At 58.3% G+C, this 17,866-nt stretch carries 21 protein-coding genes; 9 read left to right on the forward strand and 12 right to left on the reverse strand.

Annotated elements, in window-relative coordinates:
- The first annotated feature begins 98 nt into the window (after positions 1–98).
- On the forward strand, positions 99–1,313 hold the full coding sequence (locus tag N5D53_RS00510) for an MFS transporter (protein ID WP_279839123.1): 1,215 nt from the start codon (positions 99–101) through the stop codon (positions 1,311–1,313).
- A 161-nt stretch (positions 1,314–1,474) separates the two neighbouring features.
- Positions 1,475–2,398 carry a LysR family transcriptional regulator gene (locus tag N5D53_RS00515; RefSeq protein ID WP_108078684.1) on the forward strand — a complete coding sequence of 308 codons (924 nt, stop codon included), beginning with the start codon at positions 1,475–1,477 and terminating at the stop codon, positions 2,396–2,398.
- A 130-nt stretch (positions 2,399–2,528) separates the two neighbouring features.
- Here N5D53_RS00515 and N5D53_RS00520 read toward each other — a convergent pair whose 3' ends face one another.
- Positions 2,529–3,629 carry an alkene reductase gene (locus N5D53_RS00520; protein ID WP_279839127.1) on the reverse strand — a complete coding sequence of 367 codons (1,101 nt, stop codon included), beginning with the start codon at positions 3,627–3,629 and terminating at the stop codon, positions 2,529–2,531.
- A gap of 224 nt (positions 3,630–3,853) precedes the next feature.
- Between N5D53_RS00520 and N5D53_RS00525 the strand changes: the two genes are divergently transcribed.
- Positions 3,854–4,153: a LysR family transcriptional regulator gene (locus N5D53_RS00525; RefSeq protein WP_080756684.1), complete on the forward strand. Its 300-nt coding sequence runs from the start codon at positions 3,854–3,856 to the stop codon at positions 4,151–4,153.
- A gap of 199 nt (positions 4,154–4,352) precedes the next feature.
- Positions 4,353–4,682: a winged helix-turn-helix domain-containing protein gene (locus N5D53_RS00530; RefSeq protein WP_064614574.1), complete on the forward strand. Its 330-nt coding sequence runs from the start codon at positions 4,353–4,355 to the stop codon at positions 4,680–4,682.
- Positions 4,683–5,045: 363 nt separating this feature from the next.
- Here the strand turns inward: N5D53_RS00530 and N5D53_RS00535 are convergent, their stop codons facing one another.
- The 5 genes from N5D53_RS00535 to N5D53_RS00555 all read right to left on the reverse strand — a co-directional run bounded on the left by N5D53_RS00535 (position 5,046) and on the right by N5D53_RS00555 (position 8,362).
- Positions 5,046–5,234, reverse strand: a complete 189-nt coding sequence (locus N5D53_RS00535) for a tyrosine-type recombinase/integrase (protein WP_256597968.1) — start codon at positions 5,232–5,234, stop codon at positions 5,046–5,048.
- Between the two features lie 549 nt (positions 5,235–5,783).
- Positions 5,784–6,119, reverse strand: a complete 336-nt coding sequence (locus tag N5D53_RS00540; protein ID WP_223843511.1) for a hypothetical protein — start codon at positions 6,117–6,119, stop codon at positions 5,784–5,786.
- Positions 6,120–6,544: 425 nt separating this feature from the next.
- Positions 6,545–6,979 (reverse strand): DUF6691 family protein, encoded by a 435-nt coding sequence (locus N5D53_RS00545; RefSeq protein WP_104961629.1) that lies wholly within the window; start codon positions 6,977–6,979, stop codon positions 6,545–6,547.
- 1 nt (position 6,980) lies between these two features.
- A complete protein-coding gene (locus N5D53_RS00550; RefSeq protein WP_104961630.1) occupies positions 6,981–7,418 on the reverse strand; it encodes a YeeE/YedE family protein in 438 nt (145 codons plus the stop codon).
- Positions 7,419–7,471: 53 nt separating this feature from the next.
- Complete coding sequence (locus N5D53_RS00555) at positions 7,472–8,362, reverse strand: universal stress protein (RefSeq protein WP_104961631.1); 891 nt, start codon at positions 8,360–8,362, stop codon at positions 7,472–7,474.
- 205 nt (positions 8,363–8,567) lie between these two features.
- Here N5D53_RS00555 and N5D53_RS00560 point away from each other — a divergent pair, with 205 nt between their 5' ends.
- Complete coding sequence (locus tag N5D53_RS00560; RefSeq protein WP_190869222.1) at positions 8,568–8,993, forward strand: potassium channel family protein; 426 nt, start codon at positions 8,568–8,570, stop codon at positions 8,991–8,993.
- Positions 8,994–9,052: 59 nt separating this feature from the next.
- On the opposite strand, the gene N5D53_RS00565 is transcribed toward N5D53_RS00560, so the two are convergent.
- The 3 genes from N5D53_RS00565 to N5D53_RS00575 all read right to left on the reverse strand — a co-directional run bounded on the left by N5D53_RS00565 (position 9,053) and on the right by N5D53_RS00575 (position 12,054).
- Entirely contained in the window at positions 9,053–9,697 is a 645-nt protein-coding gene (locus N5D53_RS00565; RefSeq protein ID WP_104961633.1) for a hypothetical protein, read from the reverse strand.
- 72 nt (positions 9,698–9,769) lie between these two features.
- Positions 9,770–11,137, reverse strand: a complete 1,368-nt coding sequence (locus tag N5D53_RS00570) for an MBL fold metallo-hydrolase (protein WP_266021691.1) — start codon at positions 11,135–11,137, stop codon at positions 9,770–9,772.
- Entirely contained in the window at positions 11,128–12,054 is a 927-nt protein-coding gene (locus N5D53_RS00575) for a universal stress protein (RefSeq protein WP_279839140.1), read from the reverse strand. Before N5D53_RS00575 ends, N5D53_RS00570 begins: the two co-directional genes overlap by 10 nt.
- A 182-nt stretch (positions 12,055–12,236) precedes the next feature.
- Between N5D53_RS00575 and N5D53_RS00580 the strand changes: the two genes are divergently transcribed.
- The gene (locus N5D53_RS00580) at positions 12,237–12,785 is read left to right on the forward strand and encodes a GNAT family N-acetyltransferase (protein WP_104961636.1); all 549 of its coding nucleotides are present in this window, start codon (positions 12,237–12,239) and stop codon (positions 12,783–12,785) included.
- Between the two features lie 29 nt (positions 12,786–12,814).
- Here the strand turns inward: N5D53_RS00580 and N5D53_RS00585 are convergent, their stop codons facing one another.
- Positions 12,815–13,741, reverse strand: coding sequence for a universal stress protein (locus tag N5D53_RS00585; protein ID WP_190869224.1), 927 nt, complete (start codon positions 13,739–13,741; stop codon positions 12,815–12,817).
- Between the two features lie 285 nt (positions 13,742–14,026).
- Between N5D53_RS00585 and N5D53_RS00590 the strand changes: the two genes are divergently transcribed.
- Positions 14,027–14,260, forward strand: a complete 234-nt coding sequence (locus N5D53_RS00590) for a hypothetical protein (RefSeq protein WP_266021695.1) — start codon at positions 14,027–14,029, stop codon at positions 14,258–14,260.
- Positions 14,261–14,262: 2 nt separating this feature from the next.
- Positions 14,263–15,060 (forward strand): Crp/Fnr family transcriptional regulator FnrC, encoded by a 798-nt coding sequence (gene fnrC / locus N5D53_RS00595; protein ID WP_266021696.1) that lies wholly within the window; start codon positions 14,263–14,265, stop codon positions 15,058–15,060.
- 58 nt (positions 15,061–15,118) lie between these two features.
- On the opposite strand, the gene paaX is transcribed toward fnrC, so the two are convergent.
- Together paaX and paaY are read right to left on the reverse strand one after the other, a co-directional pair.
- Complete coding sequence (gene paaX / locus N5D53_RS00600; protein WP_190869225.1) at positions 15,119–16,042, reverse strand: phenylacetic acid degradation operon negative regulatory protein PaaX; 924 nt, start codon at positions 16,040–16,042, stop codon at positions 15,119–15,121.
- Positions 16,043–16,119: 77 nt separating this feature from the next.
- A complete protein-coding gene (gene paaY, locus N5D53_RS00605) occupies positions 16,120–16,719 on the reverse strand; it encodes a phenylacetic acid degradation protein PaaY (protein ID WP_266021700.1) in 600 nt (199 codons plus the stop codon).
- 346 nt (positions 16,720–17,065) lie between these two features.
- Between paaY and paaF the strand changes: the two genes are divergently transcribed.
- Positions 17,066–17,839, forward strand: a complete 774-nt coding sequence (gene paaF, locus N5D53_RS00610; RefSeq protein WP_190869226.1) for a 2,3-dehydroadipyl-CoA hydratase PaaF — start codon at positions 17,066–17,068, stop codon at positions 17,837–17,839.
- Positions 17,840–17,866 lie beyond the last annotated feature (27 nt).

Consider the following 17,866-nt stretch of genomic DNA (forward strand, 5'->3'; position numbering starts at 1 on the left):
GTGCGATTCGAGCGAGCAGAATTAACCTTCAGGCTAATGCTTAGCAGGCTAAGCATCGGTATAGTCAGCGCATCCCCGATTAGCGAAGTGGTTAACTCGTGTCTGCACATCACTCTTTGGCTAAAGCTCGCTTGCTTGTTTCCCTGGCCATTTTGAGCGCGCTCGTAGGCAGTACAGCCCCATCCCCCTTGTACGGTCTTTATCAAGCGAACCTGCATTTTTCGTCGACAACCCTGACCTCGCTTTTTGCCGTTTACGCCATCGGCGTCTTGCTGGCATTGGCAGTCCTGGGAAGGCTTTCCGACCGCTTGGAGGATCGCCGCTGTGTCTTGGTACCGGCACTGTTTGCCGTGGCGGCTGGGTCATTGGTATTCGCATTTTCGACGGAGCTTGATGGGCTCTTCCTGGGACGCTTTTTGGCCGGCGTAGGTACGGGTGCACTTACCGGCAGCGCCAATGCGGCGCTGGTTGGTTTTGATGCTCAAGACCGCAAGCGGCATGCAGCGGTATTGGCCACCGTTTCCTTCACGTCCGGCGCAGCCTTGGGGCCGGTTCTGAGCTCAGCTGCCATCGCCGTTGATTTTTACCCTACGCTCAGTCCCTTTGTACTTAACGCTTGCCTGGCCATATTGACTGCAATTGGCTTATGTCGCGTGCAGTGGAGCGGGGAGGTTGTGCATCACATTCCCAAAGCAAGCGACGGCAGTGTGCGCTTGACCCTTGACGAACAAATGCGAGGTAGCTGGCGGGCGTTCACTCGGATCTCATTGATCCTGGTGGTCGCCTGGTCAGTTGGATCGGTTTTCGTCGCATTAGGGCCTTCGATGATCATCAGCACGCTGACGGAGGTCTCAGCGCACAGTCATGCCTCGGCGGGTTTACTTGTTACCGCGTTCCAGGCGACAGCGGGGATAACGCAATTCTTCTGCCGACGCGTCAGGCCTGAACTCGCCATGGGCAGTGGTGGGGCGTTGATATGCGCGGCCTGGGTGGGGTGCCTGGTCGCCTTGTACGTACATCAGCCATCAATCTTCGTACTCTTTACTGTCCTCGCAGGGGTGGGATATGGCGCGACGTTCGTGGGCGCAATGGGTGTTTTCACATCGCTTGCTCCTGGTACTCACAGAGCTGCTTTGGGATCGCTTTTCTATCTCGCAGGATATTTGGGGAGTGCGATCGGCATCATCGGTATGGGCGCGTTGGTGGATGCCTTAGGTATGGAGAACGCCTCAGCGGTAATGCTGGGGGTAGTCGCCATGTCGCTGGGGTATCTGTTATTGGGCAAGGACAGGGTGGTAGTGCCTAAGGAGTAGCGCGCTGCGGCCCGCCAAGGCAATGCCGCTGAGGCAGGTAAACCTCACATCGAAAATTCGGTGTCCGGGCGCTTGCAAGGCAGCAGCAGGGGCTGTGTATTTCTGTACAATTTCACCATTAGGGTGCGTAAATTCCACCCCTTTCAGCTCAGGGCTCCATAATGGCGGTTAACACGTTTGACGGAATCAGGGAGTTTGTCACCTCAGCTCAAACGCTCAGTTTTACTGCGGCAGCGCTGGAGCTTGGAGTGACCAGCTCTGCAGTAGGTAAAAGTGTTACTCGCCTTGAGGCCCGACTCGGTGTGAAGCTTCTGCATCGCACGACTCGGCGTCTTATATTGACGAGTGAAGGAGAGGCATTTCTCGCCAGTTGCCTTCGGGCCATTGACGAGCTGGCAGAATCGGAAAGTTTCCTTACCACCGGCCAGCAGGAGCCCGTTGGTCGGCTGCGTGTAGACCTACCGGCTGCGTTTGGCCGGCGGCACATTTTACCGACACTGATTGATCTTTCGGTTCGATATCACAAGCTTGATCTGTCAGTGAGCTTTAGTGAGCGGCTTGTCGATATCATCAATGAAGGGGTCGACCTGGTGGTAAGGATTGGAACGCTCAAGGATGACGGAGAGATTGTCGCGCGAAAGCTCGGTAGCCAGAGCTTGCTGATTTGCGCCACACCCAGTTACCTTGAGCGGCGCGGTGTCCCGCAGACCCGAGAAGATTTACTGTCTCACGATTGTATAGTCGGTTGGCGAAACGGCACTCGAAAAACTTGGATGCTGCTGGATGATAAAGGGCATGTCAGCGAGCAAGAGGTATGCGTGAAGCACGAGATGGGTGATGGAGAGATGTTGTTGGAGATGACACTTGCGGGGGGAGGGCTGGCGCAACTTCCAACCTGGCTCGTTCACGATCAGATCGAGCAAGGCCTCTTGATTCCTGTCCTTCAGCAGTATGAGGGGGCTGAAATGCCAATCCATGTCATCTGGCCGCGTACACGCTACATTCAGCCCAAAGTACGGATGATCGTCGATGCGCTCCTCGAACTCGCTCAACGGGACTCGAAAATTTTCCGTCCTGACAGATGAAGCGTGACTTTCTATATGAAAAAGGCGACCCACGTTGAGGTCGCCTTTTTGTTCGCAGCGTGCTTGTTGGCCGACGCATGCCACCACCGCCAGGGACTGGGCTCAGGCAGGTTCAGCGCGCAGATGCTCTTCAGGCTGGGTTGTAGAATGGATAATCGACATATCCTTTTTCGCCACTGTTGCCGTAGAACGTTTCACGGTCAGGGGTGGCAAGGGGCCAGCTATTCTTCATGCGCTCAACTAGATCAGGGTTGGCGATGAAGGGGCGGCCAAAGGCGATTAAGTCGAGCTCGCCCGCCTCCAGAGCGGCTTCAGCGGATTCGCGATCAAACCCTCCCGCCGCAATGAGCGTGCCCCGGTACGATGCTCTGAATTGCTTGGCGAATCCTTGAGGCATCCGTTCCGCACCAATGGTCAGTTGGTCGCTCAAATGCACATACGCGATGTTTCGCTTTTGCAGTTCGGCCGCAACCGTTACCCATGTCTCGGCTTCATCTTCAAATGGCGCCATGTCGAAAAGCCGTCCGAATGGGGAGATACGTACGCCCACTTTCTCTCGGCCAATTGCTGCCGCGACTGCATCGATGGTTTCGAGGAGAAGCCTGATTCGATTTTGGATCGAGCCTCCATACTCATCAGTACGGTCGTTCACAGTTGGATTGATGAACTGCTCGAATAAGTATCCATTGGCGCCATGGATTTCAATACCGTCGAATCCTGCTTCCATCGCCCTGCATGCAGCACGGACGAAATCGCCTTTGATGTCAGCAATTTCAGGGACGGTCAGGGCGCGCGGCTTACTGGCCTGGATCGGGCCAGGCTGATTGTTTTCATCGTAGGCGTACGCGTTGGAGTTAGCTGCCAGCTTGGCGCTCGAAGAGACAGGCGCTTCACCGTTGGGTTGCAAGCTGGTGTGTGATACACGGCCCACATGCCACAACTGGGCGAAAATGCAGCCCTGCTTCTGGTGAACGGCTGCGTTGACCCTTTTCCATCCTTCGACTTGTTCTTGCGTATACAACCCGGGGTTGAACAGGTATCCCCGCCCTTGCACCGAAACGGGTACACCTTCGGTGATGATCAGTCCGGCACCAGCGCGTTGCTGGTAGTACAGCACAGTCAGGTCATCGGGAACTGTCGTTTCAGCGCGTGCGCGCGTCATGGGGGCCATGACCACGCGATTCTTCAACGTGAGGCCTGACAAGAAGTAGGGCGTAAAAAGTATGCTCATTAGGATCTCTCTAGGGCGCGCTGTGATGGGCTGATCATGGAAATATACGCGTATTGCCTCTGCTGATAACCGTTGATTGATTCCAGGCATTGCGGAACTCGGTTCCATAATAATGCGTTGTGCCGAGCGTTAGTCACCGGTACTCTCAGGTACATGTCCCTAGCGCACCATCGCGTAGTGCCGATATTTTAAAGCTTTCATGCCGCCGCATGAGGGAGATTTGATTGTCTACTGAGAATTATGATTTTGACCCGGCGCGCCTGCGGTGCCTTGATCTCAATAAGTTAGTCGTCTTTGTTGCCGTTCACCGGGCGAGGAGTGCAAGTGCTGCCGCAAGGATGCTTGGTGTCACTCAGCCCGCCATCAGTAACACGCTTAGTGACTTGAGATTATTTTTTGGTGATGAACTTTTTGTCAGGCGGGGAAATAGACTTCATGCTACGACACAGGCAAACGCCATCGCTGCAATTTTAGAGCGCTCGCTACATTTGCTTGAGGAAACCTTTAACAGGTTTGCGCTGTAGTTCTTTAGTTGCAGGCTCCCATAGTGGGTTTCGATTATGAGCGAGTCGCTATAATGCGCTGTGTGAGTTGGTGCTTACTTTGTGAATGTGGAGAAAAACCAATTCAGAAAGTGAATCGCTAGGCTAGATTTTTGCAATGGTTGCGCGTGGCTGATCACGGTATTTTGGGCGAATGACGCCTTGCCGATGACGAGATTACATGAGAGTCACACTCACAACCCCGCATGATCTTGCCTTTGCCGACCTGAGCCTTGATCTCCCGAAACGTGAGGCTATCTGCAAAAACAAGCGGATAGTGGTGAAGAGCACTTCTTTCAGGCTACTCACGCTTCTGGTCAGCAATGGGGATCATATCGTTAGCCGCGAAAGTATATTCAAGGGCGTCTGGGGCTTCCATTTTGACCCGGGCACCAAGCGTATTGAGGTGCAACTTTATTACCTGCGTAAGGTGTTGCGTTTACTGGACTCAACGACCGTCATTGAGACACACCGTGGTAAAGGTCTTAGGCTGTACGAGGTCGCAAAGTAAAGGTGGGCCCGTCCGTTGTCACTTGGGAGGCCCAAACCAACTCTGAAGTGAAGCTCTTCAAGGCCATCGTCGATTCTCTCGTGAGGCAAGCGGAACAGACAATCGCGTACCGCCGGCAAGACCGTGCTAGCCCACCTGTCACCATGGGGGGCTGAGCGCCGCATCCGTGGCGTAAGCAGGTCATGACGGCTTGGAAAGGGGCAGGGTGGAATTTCTATCCCTAACCTAGCGATTGAGAGTGATCGTGGCCCTCCTGCGAGGGCGGATCGTTTGCTCTGTACCGTATCTGCCGAAGACTGACGGTTAGGTCTCTCCTGGTTTAACTACCTGAGCCACCTAAGCGCCAGAGGGGTCAATTCGGCGTCAGTACCCATGCTGGGCTTTGATTGCTAGGTGGCCAAAAGAGACGCGTGAGTCCACATAGCGCAGCGCAGACTTCATATCCTTCCACCCGACATAACCCATTAGTGCCTTGATGTCCCAGCCATTCGCCGATGCCCAGGTCGCAAAACCCCGGCGCATCGAGTGGCTAGTGTAAAGGGCCTTCGGCAGGCCCGCTTCTTTGAAGACTCGTCATGCCACTGGCAATTGACCTCAATTGGAAGCTGAAGGTCAGCGCAGGCGAACGCGAGGTCCACTCGTTTAGACTTGGGCATGTCGGCCTCTGTAAGCTCCCAGATACCGAACTGCTCAAGCTCTCGGCTGATGAGCATGGCAAAGCGGTCTCTGCAGATGTTCTCAATGTAGGGCATACCGTTGTCGCTCCAGAACATGCTTATCCGATTTGGCCTCCAGTAAACGTAACGGGGGTTTGCGGGAATTTGACCGGAGGTATGTGGGATTGGACACTGACCCTGGCGCCCTTACATAGAACATGATTTAACATAATATGCATTATGAGCATCTTCTTATGGGGCTGCCGGGGCGTGGGGTGGGCAGATTGCAAGCTAGGCCACGTCCGCTCAGGCGCCTTTCTGGCCTTGAGATGGAACATTTGGCGTCATGCCATGGCAAAGGATAAACAAATCCTCACAGCCTCGTTCGCGGTACCAAGACACGACATTGTCAATCAGCTCGCCAAGGATATGGACCAGCGTGTCGTCATAGCCACCAGGTGAGTCGGCCTCGCACGGATAAGTTAGTGAAAACGTTGCGATAACGCTCAATACATTCCTCGTGCCGACTTAGGTCAAGGTGGCTCCGGAGTGTGGCCGGCACTGCATAAAACAATGTCAGCAGATCATGCTTATCAGCCCATTTTCGTTTGATGTCGACTTTGCCGACACGTTGTAAATCTTGATGAGCGGCCTGGATAAGGTCGATATCCAAGTCGTAGGTTTCATCGACCTGGCCATGATTACCGTTTGGTCTGGCAACGAAGGTTTTCAGCAGAATTTCCATGCCAATGGCTGCATTCACCTGGGCAACTGCCATCATGTCGTACCCCTTAAGGAGGTGCTTTGATGCGGTTGCATCGGGATTTTCCAAGAGTAACGGCCCCGGGATTTGGGCTTTCCCTAGTTCAACAGACTATCGGCGGACAAGCTGCGGGATCACTGAAGCAGCCTCAAGATTAACGCTGTGACAGTGACCACAACGGTGATCAGCCCGACAGAAATCGCCACTGGATACCAAAAATTTTCGCGACTCAACTTGGTCGAATCCTGGTTTAGTGCTGCAGTTTCGGCAATCAGTTTCTGGATTTCCGAGTGTATTTCAAAACCCTTTGACTTGCTTGTACCGCTAGCCATACCCTGCCCCTATAATAACCTTAAGGAATAACTACGCTAAATATTCATTTAGTAGAGTTACACTCAGTAAGTGCCTTATTCTGATATCGAACAGAACTCAATTGTTTACCGTCAAACCCTGCCCTGATGACGGCTGCGAAACGCTTCCGCAACATTGAATAATCCCATACCGGCAAGCATCGCGAGCACAAATAGCCAGGCTTGCCAGTACCCCCCGGCGAGCAACACCAGCACCGGCCCCGGACATACGCCGGCAAGCCCCCAGCCTATGCCGAAAACCAGGCTCCCGCCGACGAGTCGACGGTCGATGTCGCGCCTGGCAGGCAGCTGTATCTTACCTCCCAGCAAGGCCGTGGTATGACGTCGCGCCCAAGTCATCGGCAACAGTGCGGCACCTATCGCACCCACCATGACCAGTCCCAGCGACGGGTCCCACTGCCCGGCAATGTCGAGAAACCCCAGCACCTTGGCAGGGTTTGCCATACCGGATAGCAATATCCCCATGCCGAACAGCAACCCAGCGATAAAGCCACTGATCCGCTTCATTTCATGCTCCTGAAAGTACATGCCTGACCACGAAGACCGTGGCAAAGCCTGCTGCCATGAAGCACAGCGTCGCCACTGCCGAACGAGGCGACAGGCGTGACAAGCCACAAACGCCATGGCCGCTGGTGCAGCCACTGCCATAGCGGGTACCGAGGCCTACCAGAATTCCCGAGACCATAAGCAGCCAAGGCGCCACACTGAAATGAACGGGAGGCATTGCTGAGAACAGTTGCCAGGAAAGTGGCGCGGCAAGGAGTCCCAGCAAAAAGCACACTTTTTCGCCCCGCCCTTCCCCACCACTTTGCAGCATAGAACCGAGCAAACCGCTGATGCCCGCGATGCGCCCGTTCGCAACGGCGAACAGCCCAGCGGCCAAACCGATCAACGCCCCGCCTGCCAATGCCGACCACGGCGTGAAGGCAGCCATATCAACAAACATCTCAGCGCTCCATTGTCGAATCAGAGACAAGAAAAGATGCCATCTTAATGAAGTCAGCTGGCGGGTGCAGACCTGATCGTCAGGATGCTGCACGGTGCATGGCTGACAAGCCGCTCGGTGGTATCGCCGATCACCTTGGCCCAATGCCTGGGCTGCACGGTGCCGACCACCACTGCATCGATTTTCAGCGTGGCGATGTAGGACTTGATCACGCGCAGGGGCGCACCTTCGCTGAAATGCCGGTGCGTGTAGGCGATGCCATGTGCATCGGCCAACGCATCGAAAGGCAGCTGCAGTGACTCGCGTAATTGGTTCACCCAAGGGCCGGCAAGGTCAGGGTTGGCCAGCATGGCGATGGGCAGGTCGTAAGCCGAGAGCAGGTGCAACTGCCCCTTGCATTGAGTCGCCAGTTGCTGACCTGCCGCGACCAGGGCATGGTTGAGGGCGTCGTTGTGTGGCGACGGGTTGGCGACATCCACTGCGACCAGAATGTTCTGGGGGATGGCTGGGGCATCCGCCGGTACGAACAACAACGGCGTCTCACTCCCATGCAGCAGCGCCTGGTCGAGCGAGGTCCGAGCGATCTGCTCGAGCAGGGAGTGGCCCGGGCAGCCCTTGATCACCAAATCAGGCGCGTAGCGGGCAATGCACGCTGGCAGCTGATCACGCGGATTGGAGGTTTCAACTGCCTCGAAACCTGGCCGAGCCCCAACGAATGACTGCTCATCCAGCAGTGCTTTGAGTTCGGTACTGAAATGCATGAACGAGGCCGAATGAAGTGGGGCTTCCTGCAATTCGTGAGGCAGGCGCAGTGCACCAGATTCATGGATGCCCAGTACATGCAAACTCGCACCGGACGCCGCAGACAAGGCCATGGCCCGGGACAGCGCGGCATTGGCTTGGGCCTCGGTCATGATAAGCAGAATCCGGCGATACGGCGTCATGGGTACCTCCCGGCGCGTTGCCTGGGTTGCATGCGATGTCATTATCGAAGCAGGTGCTGGTTCGTTCTTGATAAATATCAATGCCCCCTAGGCGCCACTTTGCACCTGCTAGTGAAGAAATCCTAGCGTTGCTGCCGCAGGCCAATGAGCTACCATCCATGCGTTGGTCGACAACTTGAAATGAACCGCCAATCAGGAACCTGCGATGCTCACTGTCACGCTGATCAACATGCTGGTCGTGATCCTGGTGGTGATCATTCACTACGAATGCTTGCTGCGCCTGAATGACTGGCTACCCCGCCTGAACCTCTGGAGCCGGTTTCGCATCGTGGCGGGTGTGCTCGGCGCACTGCTGGCCCATGCCCTTGAGGTCTGGTGCTTTGCCCTGGTGTATTACCTGATGGCCCATGCCGACGGCTGGGGCACACTCAGCGGCAATTTCGACGGGAGTTTCCTGGACTGCGTGTACTTTTCCTTCACCACCTATACCACCATCGGTTTCGGCGACATCACCCCGAGCGGGCACCTGAAATACCTGACCGGCCTGCAGGCATTGACCGGCCTGGTGCTGATCACCTGGACCGCTTCGTTTCTCTTCCTGGAAATGCAGAAGTACTGGAAAGCCAAATAGCGGCGGTTCAGTCGTCTGGCTGCGGCGTCCGGTGCCAGGGCACCGACAGGCGGGCCGGCTCAAGGCGCGGTTGCCTGGGGCTCCTCGGGCAGCAGGTCGAACTGTTCAAGACAGCGCTGCTCATCATCTGCAGTGAGCACCTTCAAGCCGCTCACTTCCTGCATGGGGGTTTCGAACAAGGCCATGCGCAGCACACCGTTGCGCTCCATGAAGGTCTGCGCCAGGCACGTGCACACCGGTTTGCCGACAAGCGCGGTGAGTTTTTCATCTTCGGGTATATCCACTTGAGCCTGCAGGTTGGCCTCGCAGTTCGCCACGATCTGCGTCACTGAGCGCCCTGCCAACCACAAGGTGCTCGTGCCCAGCAGGGCCAGGCACAACAGCACCACCAGCAGGATGTTCGATTCCCGAGCCACTGAGCGAAGGAACGCCAGTCTGGCCTGCCAGCCAGTCTCCAAGCCGTTGAAAATGGCTTTGCCAACGGTGCGCTTCACGCCCCGCTGCACCGCCCAGCCTAGCGCCACGCTCAAGGTCAGCAAGGCCAGCATCACGACCGGATTGTGCATGGGCAGGCGCCAGGTGGGGCTCAGCCCGCGGTAGGCCGATGCGGCGAGCAGTAACACAAGGATCGCTACGATCCAACCCAGGCTGCCCTTGGGGCGATGCAACCACGCTCTCAGTTTCGCCCTAGCTTGTGTGTTCATGAATACCTCCCGTGCCAGCCTGGGCTGTATGAAAAGCCTTGATACTCGGTGATGTTGCGTGGAAAACAGCCTCTAGCGAACAGGGTCGATGGCAACCGTTTCCTGATATTCAGGCACGCACACTTGCCAGCCGAGTTCGAGGCTGATCCGCCGCCGCAAGGTGTCGGCAGCGTGTGGCTCGCCATGAATCACATAGGTCTGACGGGGTGGCCGGGTGAACCCGCGCAACCATTCCATGATTTCATCGGCATCGGCGTGCGCAGAAAGATTCTCCATCGCGTGCACCTGTGCACGGATGGGCACATCCTCGCCTTGCAACCGCACACTGTGGGCGCCCGCGACGATATCGGCACCCCGCGTCCCCCCGGCTTGAAAGCCGGAGAACAGAATGCTGTTGCGCGGGTTTGGCGCCAGTGCCTTCAGGTGGTGAAGCACCCGTCCACCGGTCGCCATGCCACTGGCGGCGATGATCACTGCGGGCTCGCGCAGCTGGTCCAGGTGCCTGGACTCATCGACCGTCCGGACGATGTGCGTGCCTCTGCACATGGCGGCGCACTCGGCTGCGGTCAGCCGATGCTCACTGCGGTACTGCTGGTACAGGGCGGTGGCGTCGGTGGCCATCGGACTGTTCAGGTAGATCGGGATATCAGGGATCAGCCGGTCGCGCTTGAGCGTGTACAGGTAATACATGAGCAGTTGGGCGCGGCCAACGGCGAACGAGGGTACGAGGGTAATGCCATGGCGCAGGAGCGTTTCGTTGATGACCTTGGCCAGGTACTGCTCGGTCGATTCGGCGGGATGCTGGCGATCGCCATAGGTAGATTCGATCAACAGCACGTCCGCCGTCCTGACCAGCTCAGGCGCACGCATGATCGGATCCTGAGGGCGGCCGAGGTCACCCGAAAACAGCACGGTCTGCCCTTCGGCGCTGATCTGGACCGTGGCCGCCCCCAGAATATGTCCGGCGGTACGCAACAGCAACTCCATGCCCTCGGCGATCATGGTCACCTGGTGTAACGCTACGGGCCGAAACAGTGCCAGGGCACGTTTGGCATCCTGCTCGGTATAGAGCGGTTGCGCCGGCGCATGCTTGGAGTAACCGTGGCGATTGGCATGTTCGGCCTGCTCTTCCTGCAGCCGTGCACTGTCGAGCAGGAGGATTTCCGCCAAGGCGCACGTCGCCGGTGTGGCGTAGATCGGCCCGCGGTAGCCTTCCCGAACCAGCACCGGTAGATAACCACTGTGGTCAAGGTGGGCGTGGGTCAGCACCACCGCATCGAGCGCCCGCAGCGCCGGGGGCAGTGGCTGCCAGTTGCGCAGGCGCAGTTGCTTGAAACCCTGGAAGAGTCCGCAGTCGACCAATACCCGCGTGCTGTCACGGGTCAACAAGAACTTGCTGCCGGTCACGGTGCCAGTGCCGCCAAGAAATGTCAGTTGCATGGCCAAGGCTCCCAACTTTCGGCTATTTGGGGATGAACGGCGAGCACGCTGCACGGTGGGCGGCTGACGATACGCTCGGTGGTGTCTCCCAATAGTTTGTCCAGGCCTTCGGGCTGCACCACGCCCATCACCACCGCGTCGATGTCCAGGGCTGCGACCTGTTCCCGGATCACCTGTACCGGGCCTCCTTCCATGAAATGTCGGCGGTCCGGCGCGACGCCTTCGGCATCGGCCAGCGCTTCGAAAGGCTCCTGCAGTGCCTCGCGCATCTCGTCGATCCACGCCTGGGTGACATTCATGTCCGAGGCAAATACCCCTGCCAGGTTGTAGGCCGATAGCAGATGCAGGTGCGCGTCACACTGTAACGCCAGCGCCTGGCCAGCACGAATCAGTCCACGATTGAAGCACGCCTGGACGGCAGGCGTCTCGCTGAACGCAGTATCCACGGCGACCAGCACACGCCGCGGCAATGAAGTGGCCGCCGCCGGCACGAAATGGCTGACGCCTTTGAAACCTCGCATCAGCGCACAATCCAGTGGGGTGCCGAACATGCGCACCAGGGCCGACGCAGCTTCGCTGTCCTTGATGACCATATCGGGCTGCAGTTCGCTGATGTAATCGATCGCCTGGCTGCGGATATCCTCCGCATTCAGGCTGTCGACCGTCAGCGTTATACCGCTGCCGCGATGCCGCTCGACCAGTCCCGTCAACTGAGCGCGATAATGCTCGTACTGGCGCTTGATATCGGCCTCGTTCAGCCGCTCTTCGCGCAGAAGGTGCTCCTCGCTTGGCTCGAACAAGCCCAGTACATGCACGCTGGCGCCGCTGACATGCGCCAAGGCAAGGGCTCTGCGCAAAGCGGCGGAATGCGGTTCTACCTCGGTCAGCAGCACCAGCAATTGTCGATATTGCCCCATGGTGAACCTCCGCGCTTTCGTGAGTGGGTGTGATGCTGACGATATTCCGCGCACAGGACCGCTGCTGCTTGATGCAGATCAGAAAACCGCTACCCAGGCTGAACTTGATGATTGTCAGAACCGAAACGGCCCGCCACGTTAAAACGGCTGCACCAGGTACTGATCAAGCAACGGGAGGCGTCATGAACGGGCAGCAAACAGCACAGCCACAGACCTGCGAACACTGGGTCGAAAACCTCGAGGACGGTTCGGCGGTGCTGATCCGCCCACTGCGCGAAGAAGACCGCGAACGGGACAAGCGTTTTCTGAGCACAATCGCATATGAATCACGGCGCTTTCGCCTCATTGCCGGACTCAGCGGCGGCTTGCCTAGCTTGGACACGCAAGACATGCCCGTGGACTACCACCAGCGCATGGCCTATGTCGCCTTGGTTCATGTAGACGGTCAGTTGCAACAGATCGGCGTCAGCCGCTATGCGGGCATACCTGGCAGTCAACGTTGCGAATGTGCAGTGGCGGTCAGCGAAGACTGGCAGCGCAAGGGGTTGGGCAAGCGCCTGATGCAACACCTGATTGCAGCCGCGCGACGCAATGGCTTTCAGTGCATGGTCTCCAGGGATCTGGCCAGCAACTATGCCATGCACCGGCTGGTCAAGGCACTGGGCTTCACCTCACGCTACCCGGGCGGCGATGTGAGCGAGATTCTGCACGAACTTGACCTGCGGCCTTGAAAAGACAAGGCCCTTGCGGGCCTTGTGCTTCAGCCTTGGGAGCGCTCTGGAGAAATCACCAGCACACTGCTGGACAACCGATGCATAACGCGCTCGGCAGTACTGCCGATGAACCAGCCGATGCCACGGTGGTGATAACTGCCCATGACCAGTACGTCGATATCATTGTTATCCATGAATATCGCCAGGGCCTTTGCCGGGTCGCCTATGCGCATATGGCGGTGTTCGACGGCGATGCCGTTGCGTTCGGCAAGCTCCTGGAAGGCAGCGCTTTGAGCGTCATGCAAGGTCTGGGCATCGTTTGAATCGAACAGGAACGAATGTTCCCGGCTGCCGCCGGCGTCCAGGTACATGGAACCCAAGTCGTAGGCGTACAGCAACTCGATCTGGGCATTGCACTGCAATGTCAGCTTCAGCGCTTCGCTGATGATCAGGTCGTTGAAGCCTTCAAACTGATCCTCCGGCCTGGACAGGTCCACCGCCGCCAGAATCCTGTGTGGCAACGCATGGCTGGCCTTGTGTACCAGGTGCAAGGGTATTCGCGTTTCGCGCAGCAACTGGATATCCAGCGAGGTGAACATTGCGCGCATCCACCAAGGCTCATGCTCGAGCTCTTTGATCAGCATGGCAAACGGTTGCTCACGCAAGTGTATCAGGATCTCATTCAAGGGCTGCTGCACCCACACCACCTCGGTTGTGACGGTGACACCATTGCGCCGCATCGGCAACGCCTGGGTTTCCAGCCATTCACGGTGCTGCTGCACGTAACCCTCGCGCATGACTGCCAGCGCTTGGTCATTCACCAGGCCCGCCGTGGCAAGCCCTTCCACGTAGTCGAAAGCGACGATGTGCAGCGCCATTCCCTTGGCCTTGGCCAGCGCAGCAGCCCGGTCATAGACCGGGGTTCGGCGCATCAGGGGGGAGGCGATCAGCAGCAGTCTTTGCGGAGTTTCCATGGCACACCTCTGAGGTTGCGATACGTAGGTAAAGCATCTGCCACCTACGTGTTGCGAACTTGATGTTTATCAACTGGAGGCACCTGCCGACCAATGGCATTGCCCAGGGCGCAAGAACTTGACGCGGATCAATACCTCGGGACTTCGCTGGCGCACCCTGTACCCAGATCACAGCCACTTCAGGCCCCGCAGGCGCGCCATGGCGACCCCGCCCTGAGCTTCACCTCCGCTGCCGGCAGGGACGCCTTCCTGCATTGTCGACCGATACATGCTTTGGAGGCCCTGATGAACGTTTACGTCGAGAAGAACACAGAGCAGGGACGCTGTTGGGTGCGCATGGATGACTGGCGGGTGGGTTTCAGTACGGCGGCCGAAGCCGAGCGGTTTGTCGAACGGCTTACAAGCCGCCTCAATGCCCCCCACTCGCGGGACATGCTTGCTGATTGGTCGCCCGTCGGGCTCGGTGCGCGTAATGGCGCGGGGGCCCAAAGCGGCCTCCAAAATGCGAAGGAGGCCTGAAAATGCCTGGCCAGCTGAAGGTCACCCTGCTCGACTCACCCAACCCTTTGCCCAAGGCAAACCCTATTCACCTCAAACCGCTGGTGAACCACTGCTTGGATTGCCGGGTAAGCGGCCTGTGCCTCCCCACTGGCCTGCCAGTTGACGAAAACAGCTGCCTGGGCGCGTTGATAGGCCCACGCATGCGCATTCGCAAGGGCGCCGCGCTGTTCAATGCCAACGATCCGCTGACCATGCTCTATGCCTTACGCTGCGGCAGTTTCAAGACCAGCCTGAACACCGCCGAGGGGCAAGGCGTGGTGATCAACTTCTGGATGCCGGGCGATGTACTCGGCCTCGATGCCATTGCCACAGAGCACCATGTCTGTGACGCCATTGCCCTGGAAGACAGCGAAGTCTGCCCTGTCCCCTATCGCCGCTTGCAAACCCTGGCGCGTGAGTTTCCGGACCTGCAGCAAAGCCTGAATCGCTTGATGAGCCGCGAGATCGTGCGTGAGCACGGGCGTGTGCTGATGCTGTGCAACCTGACTGCAGAACAGCGGCTGGCCAGCTTCCTGGTGGGGCTCTCCAGGCGCTTCGTCAGCCGCGGTTACTCTGCCCATGGCTTCATGTTGCGGATGTCTCGTGAAGACATGGCTTCGTACCTGGGTCTACGCCTGGAAACCGTGTGCCGATCCGTCGCCCGTCTGCGCGCGCTGGGTATCGTCGACCTGCATGGCAGGTTGGTAGAAATTCTTGATATGCCTGCACTCATGGCGCTCGAACAAGGTGGCGTTGAGTGTGAGGCCAAAGGCCCCTGAAGGCACCCTGCTCGAGGCCGTGAATGTTGGCCGCGGCACTGTGAGGCGAGCACTCCCCTCAAGCCAACCCGCCAAAACGCTTGTAAAAACTCTCGCTCACGTCCGGCAATGGGCCATCTGCTGTTTCCAGCGCTGCATTCAACCATTCTTCGGCTTTGGCAAACACCAGTCGGTAGAGGTTACGGCACAACTGTCGCGCAGCCCTTCCCTCCCAGTCCCCTGGCAGCAGCTCGTCGGGTAGTTGCGGGTCGCGCAGCAGCAAGCGGCGGTACTCGTGAATCAGCAGCGTGCGCGCAAGGAAGCAATCTTGGGCATCCAGCAACGGCTGCTCTTTCAAACCTTGCCACAGCGGCCTGAACAGTTGGATAAACTCGCTGTATTGCTGCCCCAGTTCGTCGATACGCCAGCTTTCCCGCACCTGGGCGCGCATCGCCTTGGACGCGAGCACCTCTTGGGTGTGGGTTTCGAAGACGATACTGTCGTCGCCCGCCTCAAGATCACGCAACGTGGCCACCAGGTCGGCACGGTCTGCCCGTGGGCAACCCAGCAGGTTCGGCGCCATGACACCAAACCCCTGCCACTCCAGCTCTTCACGCACGGCCTTGCGTTTACCCGCCTCGAGTTGCGACAGCAACACCAGCGTCCAAGCCCCGTCCCAGGCTGGCTGGCTTGGGCTATAGACGCGCTTGAAGGCTTTTTCGAAACGCCGACGGCCAGTGCCTGTCAGGCTGTAATAACTGCGTCGGCCCACCTTTTCTGCAGTGAGCCAACCTTCTTTGGTCAGGCGAAAGATCGACGTGCGTATCAGCCGTTCATTGATGCCGATCGGCTCCAGCAGGTTGATCAGGCTACCGAGCCAGACTGTACCGCCGTGCGGCTCGATGGCATCGCCGTACAACGTGATGATCAGGGAACTGGCGCGGATCGGCGTCTGTTCCTGAAAGCGGGTGATCAAGTGGTTCAGTGGGGCAAGAGTGCTCATGGGCGAACTGTGCGCGGATAAAGCACCGACTATACCTGTGCGGCGGGCCGCCTGGCCATTGCGTGTCACTGCCAGGCTCATGCGCTCGCCTGGCCCTTGGGCCTGACCCCGGTGTCTTCCATGCGCGGGCGCCCCGGCTCTGCCTCGGCCAGCGGCGGGCATTCGACCATGCTGTTCATGCAGCGCTGCGCCAGGTGCTGGTACTCCGTCGTCCCGCGCTGTTTCCAGGCCAGCTCCTTCTCGCTCAGTGGGCGTTTGACCTGGGCTGGCGACCCCATCACCAGGCTCTGCGCCGCGCATTCGAAGCCAGCTTTGACGAAGGCGGTGGCCGCGACGATGCAGCGAGGTGCTACATGGGCGCCATCCATCACCACGGCGTTCATGCCGATCAATGAATCTTCGCCGACGCGACAGCCGTGCAGCACGGCGCCATGGCCGATGTGCCCGTTACGCTCTACTACGGTGTCGCCCCCCGGGAAACCGTGCATCACGCAGGTGTCCTGCAAGTTGGCGCCCTCCTCCAGCACGATGCGGCCGAAATCGCCCCTGAGCGATGCCAGTGGGCCGATGTAGCAGCGGGGTCCAACGATGACGTCGCCGATCAGGACTGCACTGGGGTGCACGTAGGCTGTCGGGTGAACCACGGGCGTCAGGCCGTCCAGTCGATAGCAAGGCATGGCATCACTCCTGAAATGATTTGAAATTTCTTTCGATCTTGTATCAGAAGCTGTTTGGTCGTCAATCGTGTATCGCTTATGTTGATTTGATTCTGCCAGGCAAAAACCGGCGGTAAATACCAGAAAATAACTAGATGAACCGATTCTTCTGCAGGCATTGCTCTGCGGCTTTGGCCGCTGGAAAATAAAAAAGAGATACGCGAATATATTTTGAACCTTGCATTGATGTATCGCATAGAGCATATACTGACCTCACCTGGTCGTGATCCCGCATTACGCCCCTGCAAACAATTCCAAAAAATGCCGGCCACGCGATGTGCCGTGCGTGCAGCCAGAGGAACCCGAGATGCCGCGATATATCGATGTGCAGGCGCCCGAACACGGCGTTCAGCTCATTACCCTGCAACGGCCCGAGGCCTTGAATGCCCTGTGCACCGAGCTACTGGCAGAACTGGCTGCTGCGCTGCAGGCTGCCGGGGACGACGAGCATGTCCGGGCCACAGTGATTACCGGCAGTGCCAAAGCATTCGCCGCAGGCGCCGACATCCGCGAGATGGCTGATCGCGACCTGGTCGGCATCCTCAATGACCCGCGCGTAGCGCATTGGCAAAGCATCGCCGCATTCGCCAAACCGCTGATTGCCGCAGTCAACGGCTATGCCCTGGGTGGCGGCTGTGAACTGGCAATGTGCGCCGACATCGTCATCGCCGGGACCGACGCCCGTTTCGGCCAGCCGGAAATCAACCTTGGCATCATCCCCGGTGCTGGCGGCACCCAGCGCCTGTTACGTGCTGTCGGTAAGCCGTTGGCCATGCAGATGGTGCTGACGGGGGAAGCCATCACTGCCCTCCGCGCCCAGCAGGCCGGCCTGGTCAGCGAAATCACCCAGCCCGAACTCACCGTAGAACGCGCCATGCAGGTTGCCCGCAGCATCGCCGCCAAAGCGCCGCTGGCTGTGCGCCTGGCCAAGGAGGCGTTACTGAAGGCCGGTGATACCGACCTGGCCAGCGGCCTGCGCTTCGAGCGCCATGCCTTCACCCTGCTGGCGGGCACCGCCGACCGCGATGAAGGCATCCGCGCCTTCCAGGAAAAGCGCCAGGCCCGTTTCCAGGGGCGCTGATCATCATTCTCTCGACTGACGGAGCGA

The organism is Pseudomonas sp. GD03862 (assembly GCF_029840855.1).
GTDB classification, from domain to species: domain Bacteria; phylum Pseudomonadota; class Gammaproteobacteria; order Pseudomonadales; family Pseudomonadaceae; genus Aquipseudomonas; species Aquipseudomonas alloputida.

Excerpts from the sequence above, each read along its gene's own strand:
- N5D53_RS00515 (WP_108078684.1), top strand. The coding sequence starts at position 1,475 with ATGGCGGTTAACACGTTTGACGGAATCAGGGAGTTTGTCACCTCAGCT.
- N5D53_RS00520 (WP_279839127.1), bottom strand. The coding sequence starts at position 3,629 with ATGAGCATACTTTTTACGCCCTACTTCTTGTCAGGCCTCACGTTGAAG.
- N5D53_RS00530 (WP_064614574.1), top strand. The coding sequence starts at position 4,353 with ATGAGAGTCACACTCACAACCCCGCATGATCTTGCCTTTGCCGACCTG.
- N5D53_RS00540 (WP_223843511.1), bottom strand. The coding sequence starts at position 6,119 with ATGATGGCAGTTGCCCAGGTGAATGCAGCCATTGGCATGGAAATTCTG.
- N5D53_RS00545 (WP_104961629.1), bottom strand. The coding sequence starts at position 6,979 with ATGAAGCGGATCAGTGGCTTTATCGCTGGGTTGCTGTTCGGCATGGGG.
- N5D53_RS00550 (WP_104961630.1), bottom strand. The coding sequence starts at position 7,418 with ATGTTTGTTGATATGGCTGCCTTCACGCCGTGGTCGGCATTGGCAGGC.
- N5D53_RS00555 (WP_104961631.1), bottom strand. The coding sequence starts at position 8,362 with ATGACGCCGTATCGCCGGATTCTGCTTATCATGACCGAGGCCCAAGCC.
- N5D53_RS00560 (WP_190869222.1), top strand. The coding sequence starts at position 8,568 with ATGCTCACTGTCACGCTGATCAACATGCTGGTCGTGATCCTGGTGGTG.
- N5D53_RS00565 (WP_104961633.1), bottom strand. The coding sequence starts at position 9,697 with ATGAACACACAAGCTAGGGCGAAACTGAGAGCGTGGTTGCATCGCCCC.
- N5D53_RS00570 (WP_266021691.1), bottom strand. The coding sequence starts at position 11,137 with ATGCAACTGACATTTCTTGGCGGCACTGGCACCGTGACCGGCAGCAAG.
- N5D53_RS00575 (WP_279839140.1), bottom strand. The coding sequence starts at position 12,054 with ATGGGGCAATATCGACAATTGCTGGTGCTGCTGACCGAGGTAGAACCG.
- N5D53_RS00580 (WP_104961636.1), top strand. The coding sequence starts at position 12,237 with ATGAACGGGCAGCAAACAGCACAGCCACAGACCTGCGAACACTGGGTC.
- N5D53_RS00585 (WP_190869224.1), bottom strand. The coding sequence starts at position 13,741 with ATGGAAACTCCGCAAAGACTGCTGCTGATCGCCTCCCCCCTGATGCGC.
- N5D53_RS00590 (WP_266021695.1), top strand. The coding sequence starts at position 14,027 with ATGAACGTTTACGTCGAGAAGAACACAGAGCAGGGACGCTGTTGGGTG.
- fnrC (WP_266021696.1), top strand. The coding sequence starts at position 14,263 with ATGCCTGGCCAGCTGAAGGTCACCCTGCTCGACTCACCCAACCCTTTG.
- paaX (WP_190869225.1), bottom strand. The coding sequence starts at position 16,042 with ATGAGCACTCTTGCCCCACTGAACCACTTGATCACCCGCTTTCAGGAA.
- paaY (WP_266021700.1), bottom strand. The coding sequence starts at position 16,719 with ATGCCTTGCTATCGACTGGACGGCCTGACGCCCGTGGTTCACCCGACA.
- paaF (WP_190869226.1), top strand. The coding sequence starts at position 17,066 with ATGCCGCGATATATCGATGTGCAGGCGCCCGAACACGGCGTTCAGCTC.